General features: G+C 67.0%; 16 protein-coding genes. 7 read left to right on the forward strand and 9 right to left on the reverse strand.

The genetic code is table 11. The annotated features are described in order from the left end of the window. Position 1 precedes the first annotated feature (1 nt). Positions 2 to 562: a C40 family peptidase gene (locus ACWZHB_RS27980; protein WP_427909322.1), complete on the reverse strand. Its 561-nt coding sequence runs from the start codon at positions 560 to 562 to the stop codon at positions 2 to 4. A gap of 330 nt (positions 563 to 892) precedes the next feature. Next, positions 893 to 1,156, reverse strand: coding sequence for a hypothetical protein (locus tag ACWZHB_RS27985; protein ID WP_427904763.1), 264 nt, complete (start codon positions 1,154 to 1,156; stop codon positions 893 to 895). 109 nt (positions 1,157 to 1,265) lie between these two features. Here ACWZHB_RS27985 and ACWZHB_RS27990 point away from each other — a divergent pair, with 109 nt between their 5' ends. From ACWZHB_RS27990 to ACWZHB_RS28000, 3 genes are all read left to right on the forward strand, one after another. Next, a complete protein-coding gene (locus tag ACWZHB_RS27990; RefSeq protein WP_427904764.1) occupies positions 1,266 to 2,447 on the forward strand; it encodes an ATP-binding protein in 1,182 nt (393 codons plus the stop codon). Between the two features lie 261 nt (positions 2,448 to 2,708). Next, positions 2,709 to 3,659: an alpha/beta fold hydrolase gene (locus ACWZHB_RS27995; protein WP_427904765.1), complete on the forward strand. Its 951-nt coding sequence runs from the start codon at positions 2,709 to 2,711 to the stop codon at positions 3,657 to 3,659. Between the two features lie 192 nt (positions 3,660 to 3,851). Next, positions 3,852 to 4,142: a hypothetical protein gene (locus ACWZHB_RS28000; protein ID WP_266294652.1), complete on the forward strand. Its 291-nt coding sequence runs from the start codon at positions 3,852 to 3,854 to the stop codon at positions 4,140 to 4,142. Positions 4,143 to 4,211: 69 nt separating this feature from the next. Here ACWZHB_RS28000 and ACWZHB_RS28005 read toward each other — a convergent pair whose 3' ends face one another. Then, on the reverse strand, positions 4,212 to 5,390 hold the full coding sequence (locus ACWZHB_RS28005) for a thiolase family protein (protein ID WP_427904766.1): 1,179 nt from the start codon (positions 5,388 to 5,390) through the stop codon (positions 4,212 to 4,214). Positions 5,391 to 5,636: 246 nt separating this feature from the next. Between ACWZHB_RS28005 and ACWZHB_RS28010 the strand changes: the two genes are divergently transcribed. Genes ACWZHB_RS28010 through ACWZHB_RS28020 form a run of 3 tightly spaced genes read left to right on the forward strand, consistent with a single transcriptional unit; the run spans position 5,637 to position 9,178 of the window. Beyond that, positions 5,637 to 6,476: a hypothetical protein gene (locus tag ACWZHB_RS28010; protein ID WP_427909323.1), complete on the forward strand. Its 840-nt coding sequence runs from the start codon at positions 5,637 to 5,639 to the stop codon at positions 6,474 to 6,476. 30 nt (positions 6,477 to 6,506) lie between these two features. After that, positions 6,507 to 8,429 carry a fumarate reductase/succinate dehydrogenase flavoprotein subunit gene (locus tag ACWZHB_RS28015; RefSeq protein ID WP_427904767.1) on the forward strand — a complete coding sequence of 641 codons (1,923 nt, stop codon included), beginning with the start codon at positions 6,507 to 6,509 and terminating at the stop codon, positions 8,427 to 8,429. 2 nt (positions 8,430 to 8,431) lie between these two features. Then, positions 8,432 to 9,178 (forward strand): succinate dehydrogenase/fumarate reductase iron-sulfur subunit, encoded by a 747-nt coding sequence (locus ACWZHB_RS28020; protein ID WP_427904768.1) that lies wholly within the window; start codon positions 8,432 to 8,434, stop codon positions 9,176 to 9,178. A gap of 320 nt (positions 9,179 to 9,498) precedes the next feature. Here the strand turns inward: ACWZHB_RS28020 and ACWZHB_RS28025 are convergent, their stop codons facing one another. The 5 genes from ACWZHB_RS28025 to ACWZHB_RS28045 form a co-directional block, all read right to left on the reverse strand. Beyond that, complete coding sequence (locus ACWZHB_RS28025; protein WP_427904769.1) at positions 9,499 to 9,708, reverse strand: DUF397 domain-containing protein; 210 nt, start codon at positions 9,706 to 9,708, stop codon at positions 9,499 to 9,501. Beyond that, positions 9,705 to 9,905 carry a DUF397 domain-containing protein gene (locus ACWZHB_RS28030; protein WP_379239438.1) on the reverse strand — a complete coding sequence of 67 codons (201 nt, stop codon included), beginning with the start codon at positions 9,903 to 9,905 and terminating at the stop codon, positions 9,705 to 9,707. Before ACWZHB_RS28030 ends, ACWZHB_RS28025 begins: the two co-directional genes overlap by 4 nt. After that, positions 9,902 to 11,002 (reverse strand): helix-turn-helix domain-containing protein, encoded by a 1,101-nt coding sequence (locus ACWZHB_RS28035; protein WP_427904770.1) that lies wholly within the window; start codon positions 11,000 to 11,002, stop codon positions 9,902 to 9,904. Before ACWZHB_RS28035 ends, ACWZHB_RS28030 begins: the two co-directional genes overlap by 4 nt. 217 nt (positions 11,003 to 11,219) lie before the next feature. After that, on the reverse strand, positions 11,220 to 12,161 hold the full coding sequence (locus tag ACWZHB_RS28040) for a DNA-3-methyladenine glycosylase family protein (RefSeq protein ID WP_427904771.1): 942 nt from the start codon (positions 12,159 to 12,161) through the stop codon (positions 11,220 to 11,222). Between the two features lie 27 nt (positions 12,162 to 12,188). Further along, positions 12,189 to 15,005: an FAD-binding and (Fe-S)-binding domain-containing protein gene (locus tag ACWZHB_RS28045; protein ID WP_427909324.1), complete on the reverse strand. Its 2,817-nt coding sequence runs from the start codon at positions 15,003 to 15,005 to the stop codon at positions 12,189 to 12,191. A gap of 225 nt (positions 15,006 to 15,230) precedes the next feature. Here ACWZHB_RS28045 and ACWZHB_RS28050 point away from each other — a divergent pair, with 225 nt between their 5' ends. Further along, positions 15,231 to 17,114: an ABC transporter ATP-binding protein gene (locus ACWZHB_RS28050; protein ID WP_427904772.1), complete on the forward strand. Its 1,884-nt coding sequence runs from the start codon at positions 15,231 to 15,233 to the stop codon at positions 17,112 to 17,114. An 84-nt stretch (positions 17,115 to 17,198) separates the two neighbouring features. On the opposite strand, the gene ACWZHB_RS28055 is transcribed toward ACWZHB_RS28050, so the two are convergent. Next, positions 17,199 to 18,194, reverse strand: coding sequence for an acrylyl-CoA reductase family protein (locus tag ACWZHB_RS28055; protein ID WP_427904773.1), 996 nt, complete (start codon positions 18,192 to 18,194; stop codon positions 17,199 to 17,201). Positions 18,195 to 18,218 lie beyond the last annotated feature (24 nt).

Genomic DNA, 18,218 nt, shown 5'->3' on the forward strand with positions numbered 1-18,218 from the left:
CCTAGACGATACGGCGAGCCGTGACGACGTCGTCGGCGGAGAGGTGGGTGTAGGACACCGGGGTGCCCGACTGCACGGCATTGAGGAGCTGGCCGTTGCCCGCGTAGATACCGACGTGGCCGCCACCGTTGGTGATGACGATGTCACCGGCCTGCAGGTTGTCGAACGAGACCGGAGCGCCGACGTGCGACTGCTCGAAGCTGGTGCGCGGCAGTTCGACACCGGCCTGGCGGTATGCCCACTGCACGAGGCCGGAGCAGTCGAAGCTCTGCGGGCCCGCGGCACCCCAGTTGTACTGGGCGCCGACCTTGCCACGAGCGGCGTCGAGAGCGACGTTGCCCGCAGTCTGCTGCTGCTGGAACGGGTTTTCGATGTTCACGCTCGGGAGCTGCGGTGCGGCCTGGCCCTGAGGGGCGACCATCGCCTGCAGCTGCTTCTCCATCTGCTGCGCCGGCTGCTCGAGCTCTGGCGGCAGATCGAAGTTACCGAGACCGGGAATGTTGATCGTGGCGGCCTGCGACAGCGCGGGCATCGCACCGGTTGTAGCGGCCACCGCGCCCAGGACAAGGGCACCCTTGACGGAATTCGGCAGTCGAGAATCCCGCTGCAAGCTGTGTTTACCCACCGAGACGAGTCTCCGATCTTGCTACTCTCCCGCCGATTCGTCGCGAATCGCTTGGCGACAACGACTATTCGGCGGTGACCCAGTGGCGCCGCTTCTCTGACGAACCGACAGACTCCACTAAGTCACGAGAAGATTACGGCCTGTGATGAGCGCTGTCCAGCGAAGCACGCAAGTTGTTTTCCGCCAACGGGAAAAGCCCAGAACAGAAGCCACGGCACCGGCGTGTCGGCGCGAGTAACGAATTCATCGTCACTGTCGCGCGATGCGTTACCGATCGCGCAGCGCGCGCTCGAGTTCGTCGATGCGCGTCCGGGCGTCGGCCAGGTCGACCTCCAGCCTGCCAAGCATGATCAACAGTGGTCCGAGCGCCAGGTCGGCGAGCGCCTCAGGGGGCAGGTCGCCATAGCCCTGCTCGAACGTCGCCTCGAGCGTCGCCAGCAGTCCGCGCCGGACCGAGTCGGCCAGATACGCCCCCGGCGGCAGCGGCCACGCGGCGACCATTTCGGCGGTGGACCTCGGTTGCTCGGACATCACCCTCCTTCTCGGATTCACGGACACCTCTCGTGTTCGCTAGCAGTATCTAGGACGCAGCGCAGAGTTACCGAGATTCTCCCGTGCACACGCGCTACGGTTATCCGGCATGGACCCCGTGCGCAATCCGTATGCACCCGGCGCCGGCCAGCGTCCGCCCGAATTGGCCGGTCGTGGCAAACAACTCGCGGCGTTCGACATCGTGCTCGAGCGCATCGCCCGCGGCCGCCCGGAACGCAGCGTGATGCTCACCGGCCTGCGTGGCGTCGGAAAGACCGTGCTGCTCAACCAGCTTCGCTCGGCCGCCATCTCACGCGGCTGGGGCACCGGCAAGATCGAGGCGCGACCCGACCAGGATCTGCGCAGACCGCTGTCCTCGGCACTGCACATGGCGGTGCGCGGGATCGCGATGAACGCGCGCAATGCCGAGCAGGTCGACGATTTCCTCGGCATTCTCAAGGCCTTCGCCCTGCGCGCCACCGCGGACAAGGGAATGCGCGAACGCTGGCAGCCCGGCATCGACGTACCGGCGGTGACCGGCCGTGCCGATTCCGGCGATATCGAGATCGACCTGATCGAACTGTTCAAAGAGGCCGCGGCCCTCGCCTCCGACATCGGTGTCGGCATAGCCGTCTTCATCGACGAAATGCAAGACCTCGGGCCCGCTGACGTGTCCGCGATCTGCGGGGCCTGCCACGAGCTGAGCCAGGACGGCGCGCCGCTGATCGTCGTCGGGGCGGGCCTACCTCACCTCCCCGCAGTCCTTTCGGCCTCGAAAAGCTACTCCGAGCGACTGTTCAGCTATCACCGCATCGATCGCCTCGACCGCGAGTCGGCCGACCTCGCCCTCATCGCGCCCGCCGAACGCGAGGACGTGAAGTTCACCGAGACCGCGCTCGACTCGCTCTACCAAAGAGCCGACGGCTACCCGTATTTCGTGCAGGCCTATGGCAAAGCGGCCTGGGATCAGGCGCCCGACAGCCCGATCACCGCCGAAGATGTGGCCGTGGCCGCACCCGCGGCGGAAGAGGAACTCGCGGTCGGATTCTTCGGCTCCCGCTATGAACGCGCCACCCCCGCCGAACGCGAGTACATGCGCGCCATGGCCGACTTGGCCGGTGACGATGCTCCGGTCGCGACGGCGGCGGTGGCTGCCGAGCTCGGCCGAAAGCCCGCGTCGGTGTCACCCGCGCGCGACGGGCTGATCAAGAAGGGGCTCATCTACTCGGCCGAACGCGGCACGATCGGCTTCACCGTTCCCCACTTCGGCCGCTATCTCCGGAGCGTATGAGTTTCTTCTGGTTTCTATGACATCCACTAGAGAGCGAAAGAAAAACCTGAAGAGCCCACTCGACCAATATCTACATAGTTCTATTCAATTCGCTAGATATTCGAAGATTGTGGTGAGTAACGGTGTGAGCCTGCCCGGGATCAGTTGCGCATCGGGTGGATAACGCGAGGGTTGAGCAGTTAACGCGCTGGAAACCTTCTCCGAAAAGCCCAGCAGGGACGCGTCGTTCAGATGCGTCCCGCCGGACCGGAGGAGGCCGCTATGTCGAAGACCTTCCCTATCACCGACAGCGACGGTCGCCGCTGCACAGTCGTCGCCGACGACGGTGTACCGATCGCGGTCCGCAGCTTCGGCGCCACCGACGCGGCGCTGACCGTCGTCTTCGTCCACGGCCACTGCCTGCACACCGAATATTGGTCCTTCCTGCGCGAACACCTCCTGCGGGACTGGGACGCAGGCACCCGGATGGTCTTCTACGACCACCGCGGCCACGGCGAATCCGGGCACGCGCACCACGGCACCTACACGATCGACCAGCTCGCCACCGATCTCGACGCGGTGCTGCGCGCGGTCGCGCCGACCGGACCGGTGGTGCTGGTCGGTCATTCGATGGGCGCGATGGTGGTGCTGGCCTACGCCCGCCTCTACCCGGCGGCCATCGGTCAGCGGGTCGCGGGGATCGGCCTGATCGCCGGCGCCGCCGGCGGTATCACCGAGGTCGGTCTCGGCAGGCTGCTCAACCGGCACGCGGTGGCCTCGCTGCAACACGCCGTCGTGCACGCGCCCCGGGTGATGCAGGCGTCGAAGCGTCTCTCGCGCTGGATCTTCGGGCCGCTGATCCGCGAGGCGAGCACGGGCACCCGGCGGGTGAATCCACGGGTGGCGGCCATCGCCACCGCGGTGCTGAACGAGACCGCGCTGCTCACCATGTCCGGCTTCCTGAGCTCGCTGCTCGACTTCGACGAGGCGCTCACGCTGCCCCACTTCGGCGATCTGCCCGCCCTGGTCCTGGCGGGTTCGGCCGATCTCATGATGCCGTTCGCGCACTCGGTGGTACTCGCCTCGCAGCTGGCGGGCGCCGAGTTGGTGCGGATCGAGGGCGCGGGTCACAGCGTGGTCCTCGAGCGCGCGGAGGAAGTGGCGCACTCGCTCACCGAGCTGGTCGACCGGGCAAGTACCGGCGTTCGGGCCCGTTACGCCGTCGCGGGGTGAGTCGAACAGTTACCCGATGGCAATCGCAGTGATCCCCCACAACTCCGGGCGTAAACCGAAAAGATCCGTTATTGTGGTGGAGATCACGTTGTGTGGTGAGTCACACGGCTCGGTGCAGTGCGGCCCGGGACTCTTCGGGCGTACCCGTGATCCGGCGAGTCGGTATGCCCGCCATATACCCAGGAGGTAACGATGACACGCAGCGATATCGCGGAACTGCGCTACGCGGTCGGCCAACTCCGGCAATCGATCGGCGCACTGCGCTCCAACTACGGCGACGCGGCCACCATCCGCCGCCTGGAGAACGACCTGGAGCGGCTCGTCATCGACGCCGAGGATTTCGAGCACGAGCCGCCGCCGGAACTGGCCGTTCCGCGCAGGTCCGAGCCGATCTACGTCCCCGACAGCAAGTCGGACGAAGCGGCATGGATGGGCGCGCAGGACGAAGGGTTGGGGTTCCACTCCCGGCCGCGCACGAAGTAAAGCCTGATCACCGGCGCGACGGCCCTGCTACCAGGGTCGTCGCGCCGACCCTCCTGCGCCGCATCGGGGTCACCCCGCCCGATGTCGGCCAAGTCTGCGTGTTCGGGAGCCGTGAAAGCGGGCGCCACGCGGGACTTCAGCGGGCTCGTCGACCTCGGCGGATTCGAACAACGCCGCGATCCCGTGATCGTGGCCGAGCGCGATGGCCTCGAGTCCGTAGCGGCCGCCGGTGCGGCCGAGTTCGTGCAGCATCGTCGTCATGATGCGCAGGCCGGTGGCACCGACCGGATGGCCGAGCGCGATATCCGAGCCGTTCACGTTCAGGCGGTCCAAGGGGTCGAGTTCCCATTCGGTGGCCAAGGCGAGCACCTCCACCGCGTAACCCTCGTTGATCTCGAGCAAGTCGATCTCATCCAGCGAACACCCGGTACGGCCGAGCAGTTTCGACACCGCGGGCGCCGCACCGAGACCGGGGCCCTCGTTGTCACATCCCGCGGCGGCCCACCCCGCGAGGAAAGCCATCGGGGTCAATCCCAGCTCACCGAGGCGATCCTCGGCCACGACCAGGCACGCGGACGCCCCGAGCCGATGCGAACTCATGTTCCCGGCCGTCACCACTCCGTCGGCGAGCAGCGGGCGCAAGCCGGCCAGCGTGTGCGTCGAGAGATCATCGCGAACACCTTCGTCGCGGGTGATCTGGTGATCGCCGTACCCGGCGGCCACCCCGACCACCTCGGCCGCGAACGCACCCTGCCGCCAAGCGCGGGCCGCCTTGCGATGACTGGCGACCGCGAACTCGTCGGCGGCATTGCGGTCGATCCCGTAGTAGTGCGCGAGCCGCTCGGCATTGTGCAGCCCAGCGGTCCCACCGAGCAGCCCGGACTGTGTCGACGCGCATTCCACTCCGCCCGCGACCACCACGTCGGCGGCACCGGTCTGCACCATCATCGCCGCGGTGATCACCGCCTGCAGGCCGCTGCCACCGTGTTTGTCAGTGACGAAACCTGGCACCGCGAAAGGTAATCCGGCGCCGCGGGCGGCGAGCGAACCCACCGCGGGGACATCGGAGAGGCCACCGTCGATGCAGGCCATGGCCACATCGGCGATGCGTAGCGGGTCGATCCCCGAGCGTTCGATCACGGCCGACAACACCGTGGTCGCGAGCCATTCGGCGGGCATACCCGACAGCGCACCACCCTCGACGCCACTGGGCGTGCGGACGGGTGCCACGATCGCGGCTCTTCTCATTGCGCGTCACGCTCCTCTCCCCGGCGGGGGAATACCTGTCACAGGGCACCACAGGTTTGTTGCACAGGTATGACAGCCCGTCACGGCCGTCACGGCTGTGATCGAGATCACCGACGTGTGCGGCAACCGAGTGCGTGAGACCCACGACGAGCGGCGTGAACACAGGCGTATGGTGCTCCACATCACAATCCATCGCGGTGGGGAATGATCACTGCCGCAGACCCGAAGATCAGCGAGGCATCCACCGTGAGTGCCGCACCGACCGCCTCCCCCGCATCGCACTCGGCGGGGACCGGCGTCTTCAGCAGAACGCGTGCCCGTATTTCCGCACGCACCCTCCGCACCGACCGCTGGTGGCTACCACCACTGTTCACCGCGCTCGGGCTCGCCGCGTTCATCATCTACGCGACGATCAGATCCTTTGTGCGGACGGCCTATTGGGTACCCGAGTTCCACTATCTGACCCCGTTCTATTCGCCGTGTCTGAGCGACTCGTGCGCGCCGGGGTCGGCGCACTTCGGTACCCCGTTCCCCGAGCTGCCGATCTGGATCCCGCTGGGGTTCGTGGTGCTGCCGTTCCTGCTCGGCTTCCGGCTGACCTGCTACTACTACCGCAAGGCCTACTACCGCTCGGTGTGGTTCTCCCCGCCCGCCTGCGCGGTAGCCGAGCCACACGCGCGCTACACCGGTGAGTCGCGGCTGCCGTTGATCATCCAGAACGCGCACCGCTACTTCTTCTACGTGGCGCTGGTGGTGTCGCTGGTCAATACCTACGACGCGATCACCGCGTTCCACGGCAGCAGTGGTGGTTTCGGTTTCGGCCTCGGCAACATAGTGCTGCTGGTCAACGTGATCCTGCTGTGGGCCTACACCCTGTCGTGTCACTCGTGCAGGCACATCGCGGGCGGACGGCTCAAGAACTTCTCCGCCCACCCGGTGCGGTACTGGTACTGGACCCAGATCTCCAAGCTCAACACCCGCCACATGGCGCTGGCCTGGACCACGCTCGGCACCCTCGTGCTCACCGACTTCTACGTGATGTTGGTTGCGAGCGACACCATTTCGGACCTGCGGTTCGTCAACTGATCCGCGACAACGCGAGGAGCTTGAATTTCAATGCCAGACGTGGAACGGCACGACTACGACGTCGTGGTGATCGGGGCGGGCGGCGCGGGTCTGCGAGCCGTGATCGAGGCACGCGAACAAGGGCTTTCGGTGGCGGTGGTGTGTAAGTCGTTGTTCGGCAAGGCGCATACCGTGATGGCCGAGGGCGGCTGCGCGGCGTCGATGGGCAATGCCAACGACAAGGACAACTGGCAGACGCACTTCAGAGACACGATGCGCGGCGGCAAGTTCCTCAACAACTGGCGCATGGCCGAACTGCATGCCCAGGAGGCGGCCGATCGGGTGTGGGAGCTGGAAACCTATGGGGCGCTGTTCGATCGGACGGCCGACGGCCGGATCAGCCAGCGCAACTTCGGCGGCCACACCTATCCCCGCCTCGCCCACGTCGGCGACCGGACCGGCCTGGAACTGATCCGCACGATGCAGCAGAAGATCGTCTCGCTGCAGCAGGAGGACTACGCGGAGACCGGCGATTACGAGGCCAGGATCAAGGTCTTCGCCGAGTGCACGATCACCGAATTGCTCACCGAGGCGGGCGCGATCGCGGGCGCGTTCGGGTACTGGCGCGAATCCGGTGGCTTCATCCTGTTCAAGGCGCCCGCCGTGGTGTTGGCCACCGGCGGAATCGGCAAGTCCTACAAGGTGACATCGAACTCGTGGGAGTACACGGGCGACGGCCACGCGCTGGCGATTCGCTCCGGCGCGACGCTGATCAATATGGAGTTCCTGCAGTTCCACCCCACCGGCATGGTCTGGCCGCCGAGTGTGAAGGGCATTCTCGTCACCGAGGGTGTGCGCGGCGACGGTGGTGTGCTGAAGAACTCCGAGGGTAAGCGGTTCATGTTCGACTACATCCCGCCGGTGTTCAAGGGCCAATACGCCGAGACCGAGGAAGAAGCCGATCAGTGGCTGCGCGACAACGATTCCGCGCGCCGCACCCCCGACCTACTCCCCCGCGACGAGGTCGCACGGGCGATCAACGAGGAGGTGAAGGCGGGCCGCGGCACCGAGCACGGCGGCGTATTCCTCGACATCGCCTCGCGCATGCCCGCCGAGGAGATCGTGCGCAGGCTGCCGTCGATGCACCATCAGTTCAAGGAACTGGCCGACGTCGACATCACGGCCGAGCCGATGGAAGTAGGGCCCACCTGCCACTACGTGATGGGCGGGATCGAGGTGAATCCCGATACCGGCGCGGCGGTGGTGCCCGGATTGTTCGCCGCCGGTGAGTGTTCCGGCGGTATGCACGGTTCGAACCGGCTCGGCGGCAACTCGCTGTCGGACCTGCTGGTATTCGGCCGCAGGGCCGGGCTCGGCGCTTCGGCGTACGTCCAGCAGCTCACCGACAAGCCGACACCCGCCGAGGCCGATATCGACGACGCGGTGAAAACCGCACTGGCGCCATTCGATTCGGCCGTAGACGGTGCGGGCGAGAACCCCTACACCCTGCACTCCGAACTCCAGCAGACGATGAACGACCTGGTCGGCATCATCCGCAAGGAGCACGAGGTGCGCGCGGCGATCGACAAGCTGAACGAATTGCGCGCCCGCTATGCCAACGTGACGGTAGCGGGCAAGCGGCCCTTCAACCCCGGCTGGCACCTGGCCCTCGACCTGGCCAACATGCTGCTGGTCAGCGAATGTGTCGCCCAGGCAGCGCTTTTGCGGACCGAGAGCCGCGGCGGCCACACCCGCGACGATCACCCCGGCATGAATCCGGACTGGCGCAACAAGTTGCTGGTCTGCGCGGCCGTCGCCGGATCGCGCGCGCAGATCCCGGACGTCACCGTGACCCCCGCCGATCAGACACCGATGCGCGAAGACCTACTCGCCCTGTTCGAATTCGGCGAGCTCGAAAAGTACTACACCGAGCAAGAATTGGCTGCGCACCCGGCAGCCGAGGGAAAGGCGTAACCATGGGATACGACGCCCGGTTCCGGGTCTGGCGCGGCGACATCGACGGCGGCAGTCTCGAGGACTACACGGTGGCGGTGAACGAGGGCGAGGTGGTGCTCGACATCATCCATCGCCTGCAGGCCACCCAAACCCCCGACCTCGCGGTGCGCTGGAATTGCAAAGCGGGCAAGTGTGGTTCGTGCTCGGCGGAGGTGAACGGGCGCCCGCGGTTGCTGTGTATGACGCGGATGTCGACGTTCACGGCGGACGAGGTCATCACCGTCACCCCGATGCGCACGTTCCCGATCATCAAGGATCTCGTCACCGACGTCTCGTTCAACTACGAGAAGGCAAGGGAGATACCGTCGTTCACACCACCGGCCGGTCTCGCGCCGGGCGACTACCGGATGAAGCAGATCGACGTGGAACGCTCGCAGGAGTTCCGCAAGTGCATCGAGTGCTTCCTGTGCCAGGACACCTGCCATGTGGTGCGTGATCACGAGGAGAACAAGCCCTCCTTCGCGGGCCCGCGCTACCTGATGCGCATCGCGGAGTTGGAGATGCATCCCCTGGACACGCGCGATCGACGCGAAATGGCCCAGGAGGAAGCAGGTTTGAGCTATTGCAATATCACCAAGTGCTGCACCGACGTGTGCCCCGAGCACATCAAGATCACTGACAACGCGCTGATTCCGCTGAAGGAACGGGTCGTGGATCGCAAATACGACCCGATTGTCTGGCTCGGCAATAAATTGTTCAGGCGATAGGAACTGTTGACGCTGCGGGGTACGAAACCCCGCAGCGTCCGCCGCCTACAAGACAGCGACAGTCCCCACAGCGACTAATCCGACCAGTAATCCGATGAACAGCGCCGACAGGAATGAGCCGGTGAGTACGTAGATTCCGATCGCCGATACCGCGAACAGCAGTATCACGATCAGGCGCTCCACCCCATCCTCAGGCGCTAGCCTCCGGTACCGGGGTGGCATCTTCTTCAACCCTCGGTCCATATACCTGGGCTACCCGACCCTGCCCGCACCAAACCTCGGCCTATGCCGAATATCTATCGTTCTGTGATCTAGCGTGATCAAGGACGATCGAACTCGCCGTCGTGCACACCCGCGGTGAACGCGGTCCATTCACTCGGGGTGAAGATCAGCACCGGACCGTCGGGATTCTTGCTGTCGCGCAGGGCGACGTACCCCTGCGCCAGCATGGCGACCTCCACGCTGCCGTCCTCGGTACCCGCGCGCAGCCAGGTAGCGCCGGTGGTGTCGATGTCGCGCTTGGTGTTCACGCGAACACGCCGGTGTCGATGCCGCGGGTGAAGGCATCCCAGCTGGCGCCGTCGAAGACCAGCGCCGGGCCCGCGGGGTTCTTGCTGTCACGCACGCCGACCTGCCCACCGAACAGGAAGGCAACTTCGACGCAATCCTTGCCCGCACCACTGCGGGTGCTCTTGAACCAGTGTGCGTCGACGAGATCGAAACTCATGCCACATACTCCTTCGCGACCTGCCGCAGCAGGTATCTACTCGGTTGGATATCCAGCGCATGACGCTGGAGGCATTCGTGAGCCAGGTCGTACCTTCGAACATCCGCGCGTCGTTCCAGGTAGAGGTCGCCGGTAAAGCCTTCGGCGTACACCACCGGTGGTTCGACCGGTTGCCCCTTACTGTCGGTGCCGAACTCGAGAACCGTGAAAGGTCCGGTAGAGACTCCGAGCGGAACACCGGCGGCAAACGGCAGGATGCGCACTGCCACATTACTTCGCGTACTCGCGTCGGCGAGATGTCGCAACTGCGCAGCCATCACCTTTGCATCACCGACGATCGTGCGCAATACCGATTCGTGCAGCACCACGTCGATCTCGGCGGGCGAATGCTTGCGGTTGATCAGCGCCTGGCGTTGCAGCCGCAGCGCGACGCGGCGATCGAGCTCGTCGACCGAATCCTGGGGAAAGCCCAGATGATTCAGTGCCCGTGCGTATTCCGCGGTCTGCAACAGGCCGGGAACCAGCTCGGACTGATAGGCGCGCAGCCGGTGCGCCGAAGCCTCCAAACCCACATAGATATCGAAATTTTCGGGTATCAGATCGCCGTAGGCGTGCCACCAACTCTTCACAGCGGCCTGCTGCGCGAGACCGGTGAAGCCCTCGGCGAGATCGTCGGGAATCCCGTAGATCCGGCACAGTTCGTGGATGTCGATGGTCCGGATGCGATCGGCCTGACCCTTTTCCAGGCGCTGCAGGGTGCTGGCGCCCCACTCCATCAGCCGGGCCGCCTCGGCGATGGTGAGCCCGGCCTGGGTGCGCCAATCGCGCAGATAGCGCCCGAGTTGGCGGCGCGGCAGGGTCGAGGAGACACCTGTCTGCCCTTCTGTTCCGTTAGATGCGTTCGCTGCCACAGCCCCACTCCTTCTGTGTCGCACACCCGCCACCCCGCGCCGAGCCCCACTGCGAGGGTGGATTTCGTCCACTGTGGGGAATCCTGCACTCCCGCTTGGATGTTGTGCTGGGAATTCGCGGTAAATCTCGCCGAACGGGCGTGTACTCACCGTTAGCGGGGGGTTTGCGTGCTGTGCTGGTTCCATGCAATTGAGCGAAGTGAACATGCGCGTCGCCACAGCACTGCTGAGTTGCTCTACCGATCCGGGCCCGATGGAGCCCGAACAAGCTCATGCCGCAATGCAATTGCACCTCGACTGCACGGTCGAGGAGTGTCGGGTGCGCAGACGGGCGCGTAACACCCTCGTCGAAGCGGGCCGCTGCGTCTTGGATGCGCGCGCGACGCGTTAGTGGTGGCACGCCTCAGTGGTGGCGATGGTCGGTGATCGGATCGCGCGGGCCGAACTTCGGTTTGCGCGCCTGTCCGCTCAGCCCGAGCAGCCGCACCGCCCGGTAGCGGTGGGGTTGTAGCGGTCGCAGGTATTCGATCATCGCGTCGTCGTCGATCGGGTGGCCGAGCAGGCTCCAGCCGACCACGGCGGCGAGGTGGTAGTCGCCGACCGAGAGCGCGTCGGCGTCACCGAAGGCGCGTTGCGCGGTCTCGGCCACCGTCCATACGCCGATACCCGGCAGGCTGCGCAGACGTCGCGCCGCCTCGGCCGGGTCGAGCGTTGCCGTGCGTTCGATCGAATCGGCGACCCTGGCCGCGCGCACGATGGTCTGTGCGCGCTGCGGGCCGACATTGGCTCGGTGGTATTTCCACGACGGGATGAGCCGCCAGGTCTCGGCGTCCGGCGCCACCATCAGGCCGGTCGGTGCCGGACCGGGAGCCTTCGTGCCGAACTCGCGGACCAGGGTGCGCCAGGCCGCGAACGACGACTTGGTGTGCACCTTCTGTTCGAGGACGGCCGGGATCAGCGACTCCATCACCCGGCCGGTTTTCAGCATGCGCAGGCCAGGGACCGTGCGGTGGGCTTCTTTGAGCTTGGGATGTTCGGGGGCGAAGTCGTCGAGGTTCTCCTCGAGGCAGAGCATGGTCTCGAGGCCGGCCAGGAATTCCTCGGCACCGGGGCCCCAGGCGCGCGCGGTGGCGCCGTCGCGGCCGTCCTGGGTCAGGCGGTAGGTGACCACGCCGGTGGGCAGTCGCGAGGCGTGCCAGTGGGCACCGTCGGGGGTGACGTGGTGGCAGGGGTCGCCGCCACCCCGACGCAGGGGCGACACGGTGATGCCGACGTCGAAGGGCCTGCTCGACCGGACAGTTCTGGACAGACCGGCCAGGTCCTGAGCCAGGGTCTGGTCACGCATCCGACCATTGTGCGCCTGTGACCGGCGTCAACCGATGGGCGGTCCGGTCGAACTGTCGAGCAGGTACCTGGCCAGATGTCGGCCACGGACGCCGGCCAGCTGGTCGGCTTGGGTGCGGCAGGAGAACCCGTCGGCCAGGAACACGGCGTTCGGTGGGGCGCTTCTCAGCGCGGGGAGCAGGGCGTTTTCCGCTACTGCGACCGAGACGTCGTAGTGGCCGCGTTGCATGCCGAAGTTGCCTGCCAGGCCGCAGCAGCCTGCCAGTTCCTCGACCGTGACGCCCATCGCGGCGAGGATCCGGCGTTCGGCATCGAAGCCACCTACGGCGTGCTGGTGACAGTGCGGCTGGACCACGACGGTGTCGTGCGGTCGACGGGGTGGCTGCCAGGCGGGGTGCTCGAGCAGGAACTCGGCGAGGGTGCGGATCGAGGCGGCGACCCGGTGTGCCCGTGGGTCGCCGGGCAGTAGTTCGGGGAGGTCGGCGCGGAGGGTGGCGGTGCAAGAGGGTTCGAGGCCGATGATCGGGCCGCCTGCCGCCGCGTGTTCGGCCAGGGCGTCGAGGGTGGCGCGCAGGCGGTTGCGGGCGCCGTCGAGTTGGCCGGTGCTGATCCAGGTGAGGCCGCAGCAGACGCGAGCCTTCGGGAGGGTGACGCGGTAGCCGAGCTGTTCGATGAGTTGTCTGGCGGCCAGCGCGTTCTCGGGGTCGAACGTCTCGGTGAAGGTGTCGATCCACAGCATCACTTCGCCTGCGGGCAGATCGCTGGCCGATGCCGGTGTGCGCTCGGCGGACACGTGGTCGCCGTCGCGGCCCCGCACTTTCGCTTTCTCATCGGTCCAGATCCGGCGCAGCGGTTCGGGGGCGAGCCGCGGTGCCACGCGCCTCGGGTCGATTCCGGCCAGACGCATGCCGGTTCGACGGAGGCGGGGGCGGGCGGCCAAGGCGTTGGCCAGGCGGGGGAAGTGCCGGGCGATCGCCAGCCAGCGTGGGAGTTGGCCGAGGACATAGTGATCCAGTGGGCGGAGGCGGCCCTGGTAGCGGCGGTAGAGCGCCTCGGATTTGTAGGTGGCCATGTCGACGCCCGCGGGGCAGTCGGAGGCGCAGGCTTTGCAGGACAGGCAGAGGTCAAGGGATTGCTCGACTGCTGGTGCGCGCCAGTCGAGTTCGCCGCGGACGACCTCCTGGAGGACTCGCGCGCGGGCTCGCGTGGTGTCCTTCTCGTCGGCGGTGGCCAGGTACGAGGGGCACATGAAGCCGCCGGTCAAGTGAGTGTCCGCACGGCACTTACCGATTCCTACACATCTGTGCACAGCTGTGGATAAATCGCCGGCGTCTGCGGACAAGGCGAAACCTCGCGACGGGACGGGTGCGAGACCGGCTACGCGCAGGTCGGCGTCGACGGGGTTCGGGGCGACGAGGACGCCGGGGTTCAGGATGTTGTCGGGATCGAACAGAGTTTTGAAGCCGACGAAAGCCGCACGGGCGGCCGGTGAGTACATGACTTCGAGTAGTTCGGATCTGGCACGGCCGTCGCCGTGTTCGCCCGAGAGCGAGCCGCCGTGGCGCACAACGAGTTCGGCGGCATCGAACAGGAAGGTGCGAAATCGCCGGGGTGCGTCGGTGATCGGGAAGTCGAGGCGGACGTGGATGCAGCCGTCGCCGAGGTGGCCGTACAACAGGCCGCTCACGTCGTATTCCGCGGTGAGCGTAGCGAATTCGCGGAGGTAGGACCCGAGATTCTCCGGGGGGACAGCGGCATCCTCCCAACCGGGCCACGCCGGCTTCCCATCGGGAGTTCGACCGGCCAGACCGGCACCATCGGCGCGGATACGCCAGAGTGCCGCTGTCGCACTCGGATCGGTGACGATCCGGTGGTCATCGGCAGCGCTGGCCGCGCACAGTCGTTGGGCCACCGACAGCGCCTCGGCCGGGGTCGCTCCCGCGGTTTCGACGAACAGCCAGCCGCGCCCACGCGGCAACTCGGGCACCGTTCCCCGATGTGCCCGGACGACGTCGACCAGGCCGGCATCGATGCCCTCCACCGCGATCGGCGCGCAGCCCACCACCGCCGCGATATCGTCTGCGGCCGAGGCGATATCGGGGTAGCCGAGCACGGTGAGCACCGTCGCGGCGGGAACCGGCGTGAGCGCGATATCCGCTTCCAGGAGTAGTCCACAGGTTCCTTCGGAACCGACGAACGCCTTCGCAGCGGACAAACCACGTTCCGGCAGCAGGTGTTCCAGACCGTAGCCGGACGCCTGTCGATCGAAGCGCCCGAGTTCGGTGCGCAGGACAGCCAGATTGGCCGTGGTGAACTTCGCCAGGCCGGGCACCGCGGTCAGGTCGGCACCGAGCGTTCGCCGCTCCCCCGCGCCGTCGAGAATGCGCAGCTCACGCACGGTATCGGCGGTGCGCCCCCAGGCCAGCGCATGCGGTCCACACGCGTTGTTGCCGATCATCCCGCCCAGCGTGCAGCGATCCTGCGTCGACGGATCCGGCCCGAACCGCAGCCCGTCGGGGCGGAGCCTTCGTTGCAGCTCCGACAGCACGACCCCTGGCTGCACTGTCGCCGTTCGCGCCTCGACATCGACCGCGCGCACCGCCGTCATGTGCCTGCTGAAGTCCAGCACGATGCCAGGCCCGATGGCATTGCCCGCGACCGAGGTTCCGCCGCCGCGAGCGGTGACCGGCAGCCCGTTCTCGCGCGCGAAGGTCATCGCGGCGGCGACGTCGTCCTCGGCGCGGGGAAACACCACCATGGCGGGTCGGACGCGGTAGTTGGAGGCGTCGGCGGAGTACTCGACGCGCCTGCGGACCGACGCGTCGACTTGGCAGTCGATCCGCATGCGCAGGGCCTCGGCCAGCAATTCGGCGCTCCGGTCGTCGTCCACGAAACCAGCCTATGCGCGTCGACGCGACCGGCCGACTTGCCTGGCGAGGCGATGCGGGAGCCCGATTTCGCTGAGCGCGGAATCCGCGGCGCCCAGAAAGTATTTGCGGTCAACCTTTGTTGAGGTTTTAGTGTCGGTGGGCAGGAGTTCAATGGGTGGGGAGCCTCGAGGAGAGTGGCAGTGAGTATCGAATCAGTGGCATACAGCCAGATGTACCGGCAGGCGAACGCGCCGCAGGAGCAGCGCCCGTTCAGCATGGTGACGGCGCAGCGGATTGTGCGGTTCGCTACGCATCATCGGCGGCGGATCGGCGGGTTCCTACTGCTCAGCGTGCTCGCGGCGGTGCTCGGCGTGGCGACGCCGGTGCTGGCCGGACGGGTCGTGAACGGGATCGTCGACGGTGCGGCCCCGCGCACGGTGGCGCTGCTCGCGCTCGCCATCGCGGGCCTGGCCATCCTCGACGCGGCCCTCGGCATCGCTATCCGGTGGCTCTCGGCCCGGATCGGCGAGGGTCTGATCCTCGATCTGCGCACCGCCGTGTTCGATCACGTGCAGAAGATGCCCGTCGCGTTCTTCACCCGAACCCGCACCGGCGCGCTGGTGAGCCGGCTCAACAGCGACGTCATCGGCGCGCAGCGCGCGTTCAGCGACACCCTCTCCGGCGTGATCACCAACCTCGTCACCCTGCTGCTCACGCTCGCCGTGATGCTCAGCATCTCCTGGCAGATCACCCTGCTGGCGCTGGTACTGCTGCCCGTCTTCGTCATCCCGGCCCGGCGCGCGGGCAACAAACTCGCCGCCATGCAGCGCGAAGCCGCCCAGCTCAACGCCGCGATGAGCACCCAGATGACCGAGCGCTTCTCCGCGCCGGGCGCCACCCTGGTGAAGCTGTTCGGCAGGCCGAAGCAGGAGTCGTCGGAGTTCGCGGTGCGCGCCACCCGTGTGCGTGACATCGGCGTGCGCACGGCCATGCTGCAGACCACCTTCGTCACCTCGCTCACGCTGGTCTCCGCGCTCGCACTCGCGCTGGTCTACGGTCTCGGCGGCTGGTACGCGCTGAAGGGCAGCCTCGACGCGGGCTCGGTGGTCGCGCTCTCGCTGCTGCTCACCCGCCTGTACACCCCGCTCACCGCACTGGCCAGCGCCCGGCTCGAGATCATGTCGGCGCTGGTGAGTTTCGAGCGCGTCTTCGAGGTGCTCGATCTGAAGCCGCTGATCGAGGACGCCCCGCACGCCACCCCGGTGCCCGACGGCCCCGTCGCGGTGGAACTGGACGCGGTGAACTTCGGTTACCCGTCGGCCGACAAGGTCTCGCTCGCTTCGCTGGAAGACGTGGCGACGCTGGACAGCCGTGGCGGTGTCGAGGTGCTGCACGAGGTGTCGTTGCGGGCCGAGCCCGGTCAGCTCATCGCGCTCGTCGGTTCGTCCGGCGCGGGTAAATCGACCATCGCCCAACTGGTTTCGCGGCTCTACGATGTCGACTCCGGCGCTGTCCGGCTCAACGGTTCCGACGTGCGGGACCTGACCACCGAATCCATTCAGCGCACCGTCGGCCTCGTCACCCAGGACGGCCACCTCTTCCACGACACCATCCGCGCGAACCTGCTGCTCGCACGCCCGGAAGCCACCGAAGCCGAACTGTGGGACGCTCTCGGCCGCGCTCGCCTCGGCGACCTGGTCGACACCCTCACCGACGGCCTCGACACCGTGGTCGGCGAACGCGGCTACCGCCTCTCCGGCGGCGAACGCCAACGCCTCACCATCGCCCGCCTGCTCCTCAAGCAGCCCAGGGTGGTCATCCTCGACGAGGCAACCGCCTCCCTCGACTCCACCTCCGAAGCCGCCGTTCAGGCCGCGCTCGCCGAAGCCCTCACCGGCCGCACCGCCCTGGTCATCGCCCACCGCCTGTCCACCATCCGCGCCGCCGACCAGATCCTGGTCCTCGAGGAAGGCCGCATCATCGAACGCGGCACCCACGCCACCCTCCTCAACGCGGATGGCCGCTACGCCGAGCTCTACCGAACCCAGTTCGCCGACGACCCCGTCATCCCGGCCGCCGTCTGAGCGAAACGCACCCGGCCGGGTCCGGCACACCCAGTGTCCGGACCCGGCCGCCGAACGCCTGCTCCATGGTGAGGCAGGTGCGGCTCAGAACTCGTTGGCGACGCCGATCACGGTGCGGCCGGAATGGGTGCCGTCCTTGATCGACTGGAGAACGCTGCCGACCGCGGTGATCGAGGTGAAGGACTCGATCGATGAGAGGTGTTGAGGGCGAAGCTGTTTGCCGAGGGCCGCCCACAGGGCGCGGCGCTTCTCGATCGGGAGTTGGACCGAGTCGATGCCGAGCAGGCTGACGCCGCGCAGGATGAAGGGGAGCACGGTGGTGGGGAGTTCGGCGCCGCCGGTGAGGCCGCTGGCGGCTACCGCGCCGCCGTAGCCGATCGAGCTCAGGACGTGGGCGAGCGAGGCGCCGCCGACGCTGTCCACCGCGGCGGCCCAGTTGGCCTTGTTGAGCGGGCGCGGCTTGGCATCGGGGTCGAGGGGGAGGCGGCCGATCACCTCGTTGGCGCCGAGTTCGGCGAGCAGGTCGTTCGCGTCGGTCTTGCCGGTGGAGGCGATCACCTCGAAACCGAGGCCGGAGAGGATGTCGATGGCGACGGTGCCGACACCGCCGGTCGCGCCGGTGACCAGGACGGCGCCGTCATCGGGGGTCAGGCCGTGGTCGAGCAGGGCCTGCACGCTCATGGCGGCGGTGAAGCCCGCGGTGCCGATCGTGGCGGCGTCGCGGGTGTCGAGGCCGTCGAGTCTCACCACCCATTCGGCGGGCACCCTGGTGTATTCGGCGAAGCCGCCGTTGCGGGAAACGCCCAGCTCGTAGCCGTGTGCGATGACCTGGTCGCCGGGGGCGAAGTCGTCGACCTCCGAGGCGATCACCTCGCCGGTGAGGTCGATGCCGGGCACGATCGGGTAGTTGCGCACCACTCCGCCGCGCGGCGTGATCGCCAGCAGGTCTTTGTAATTCGCACTCGAGTAATGGATCTTGATCGTCACCTCGCCCGCGCCGAGGAAATCATCCCCGACAGTTTCACGAGCGAGCACGATCCCGCCGTCAGCTTCCCTGGCCACCATCGCTGAGAACTCCATGCCCTGAGCATACGAGTCACCCCA

Source organism: Nocardia sp. FBN12 (assembly GCF_054031145.1).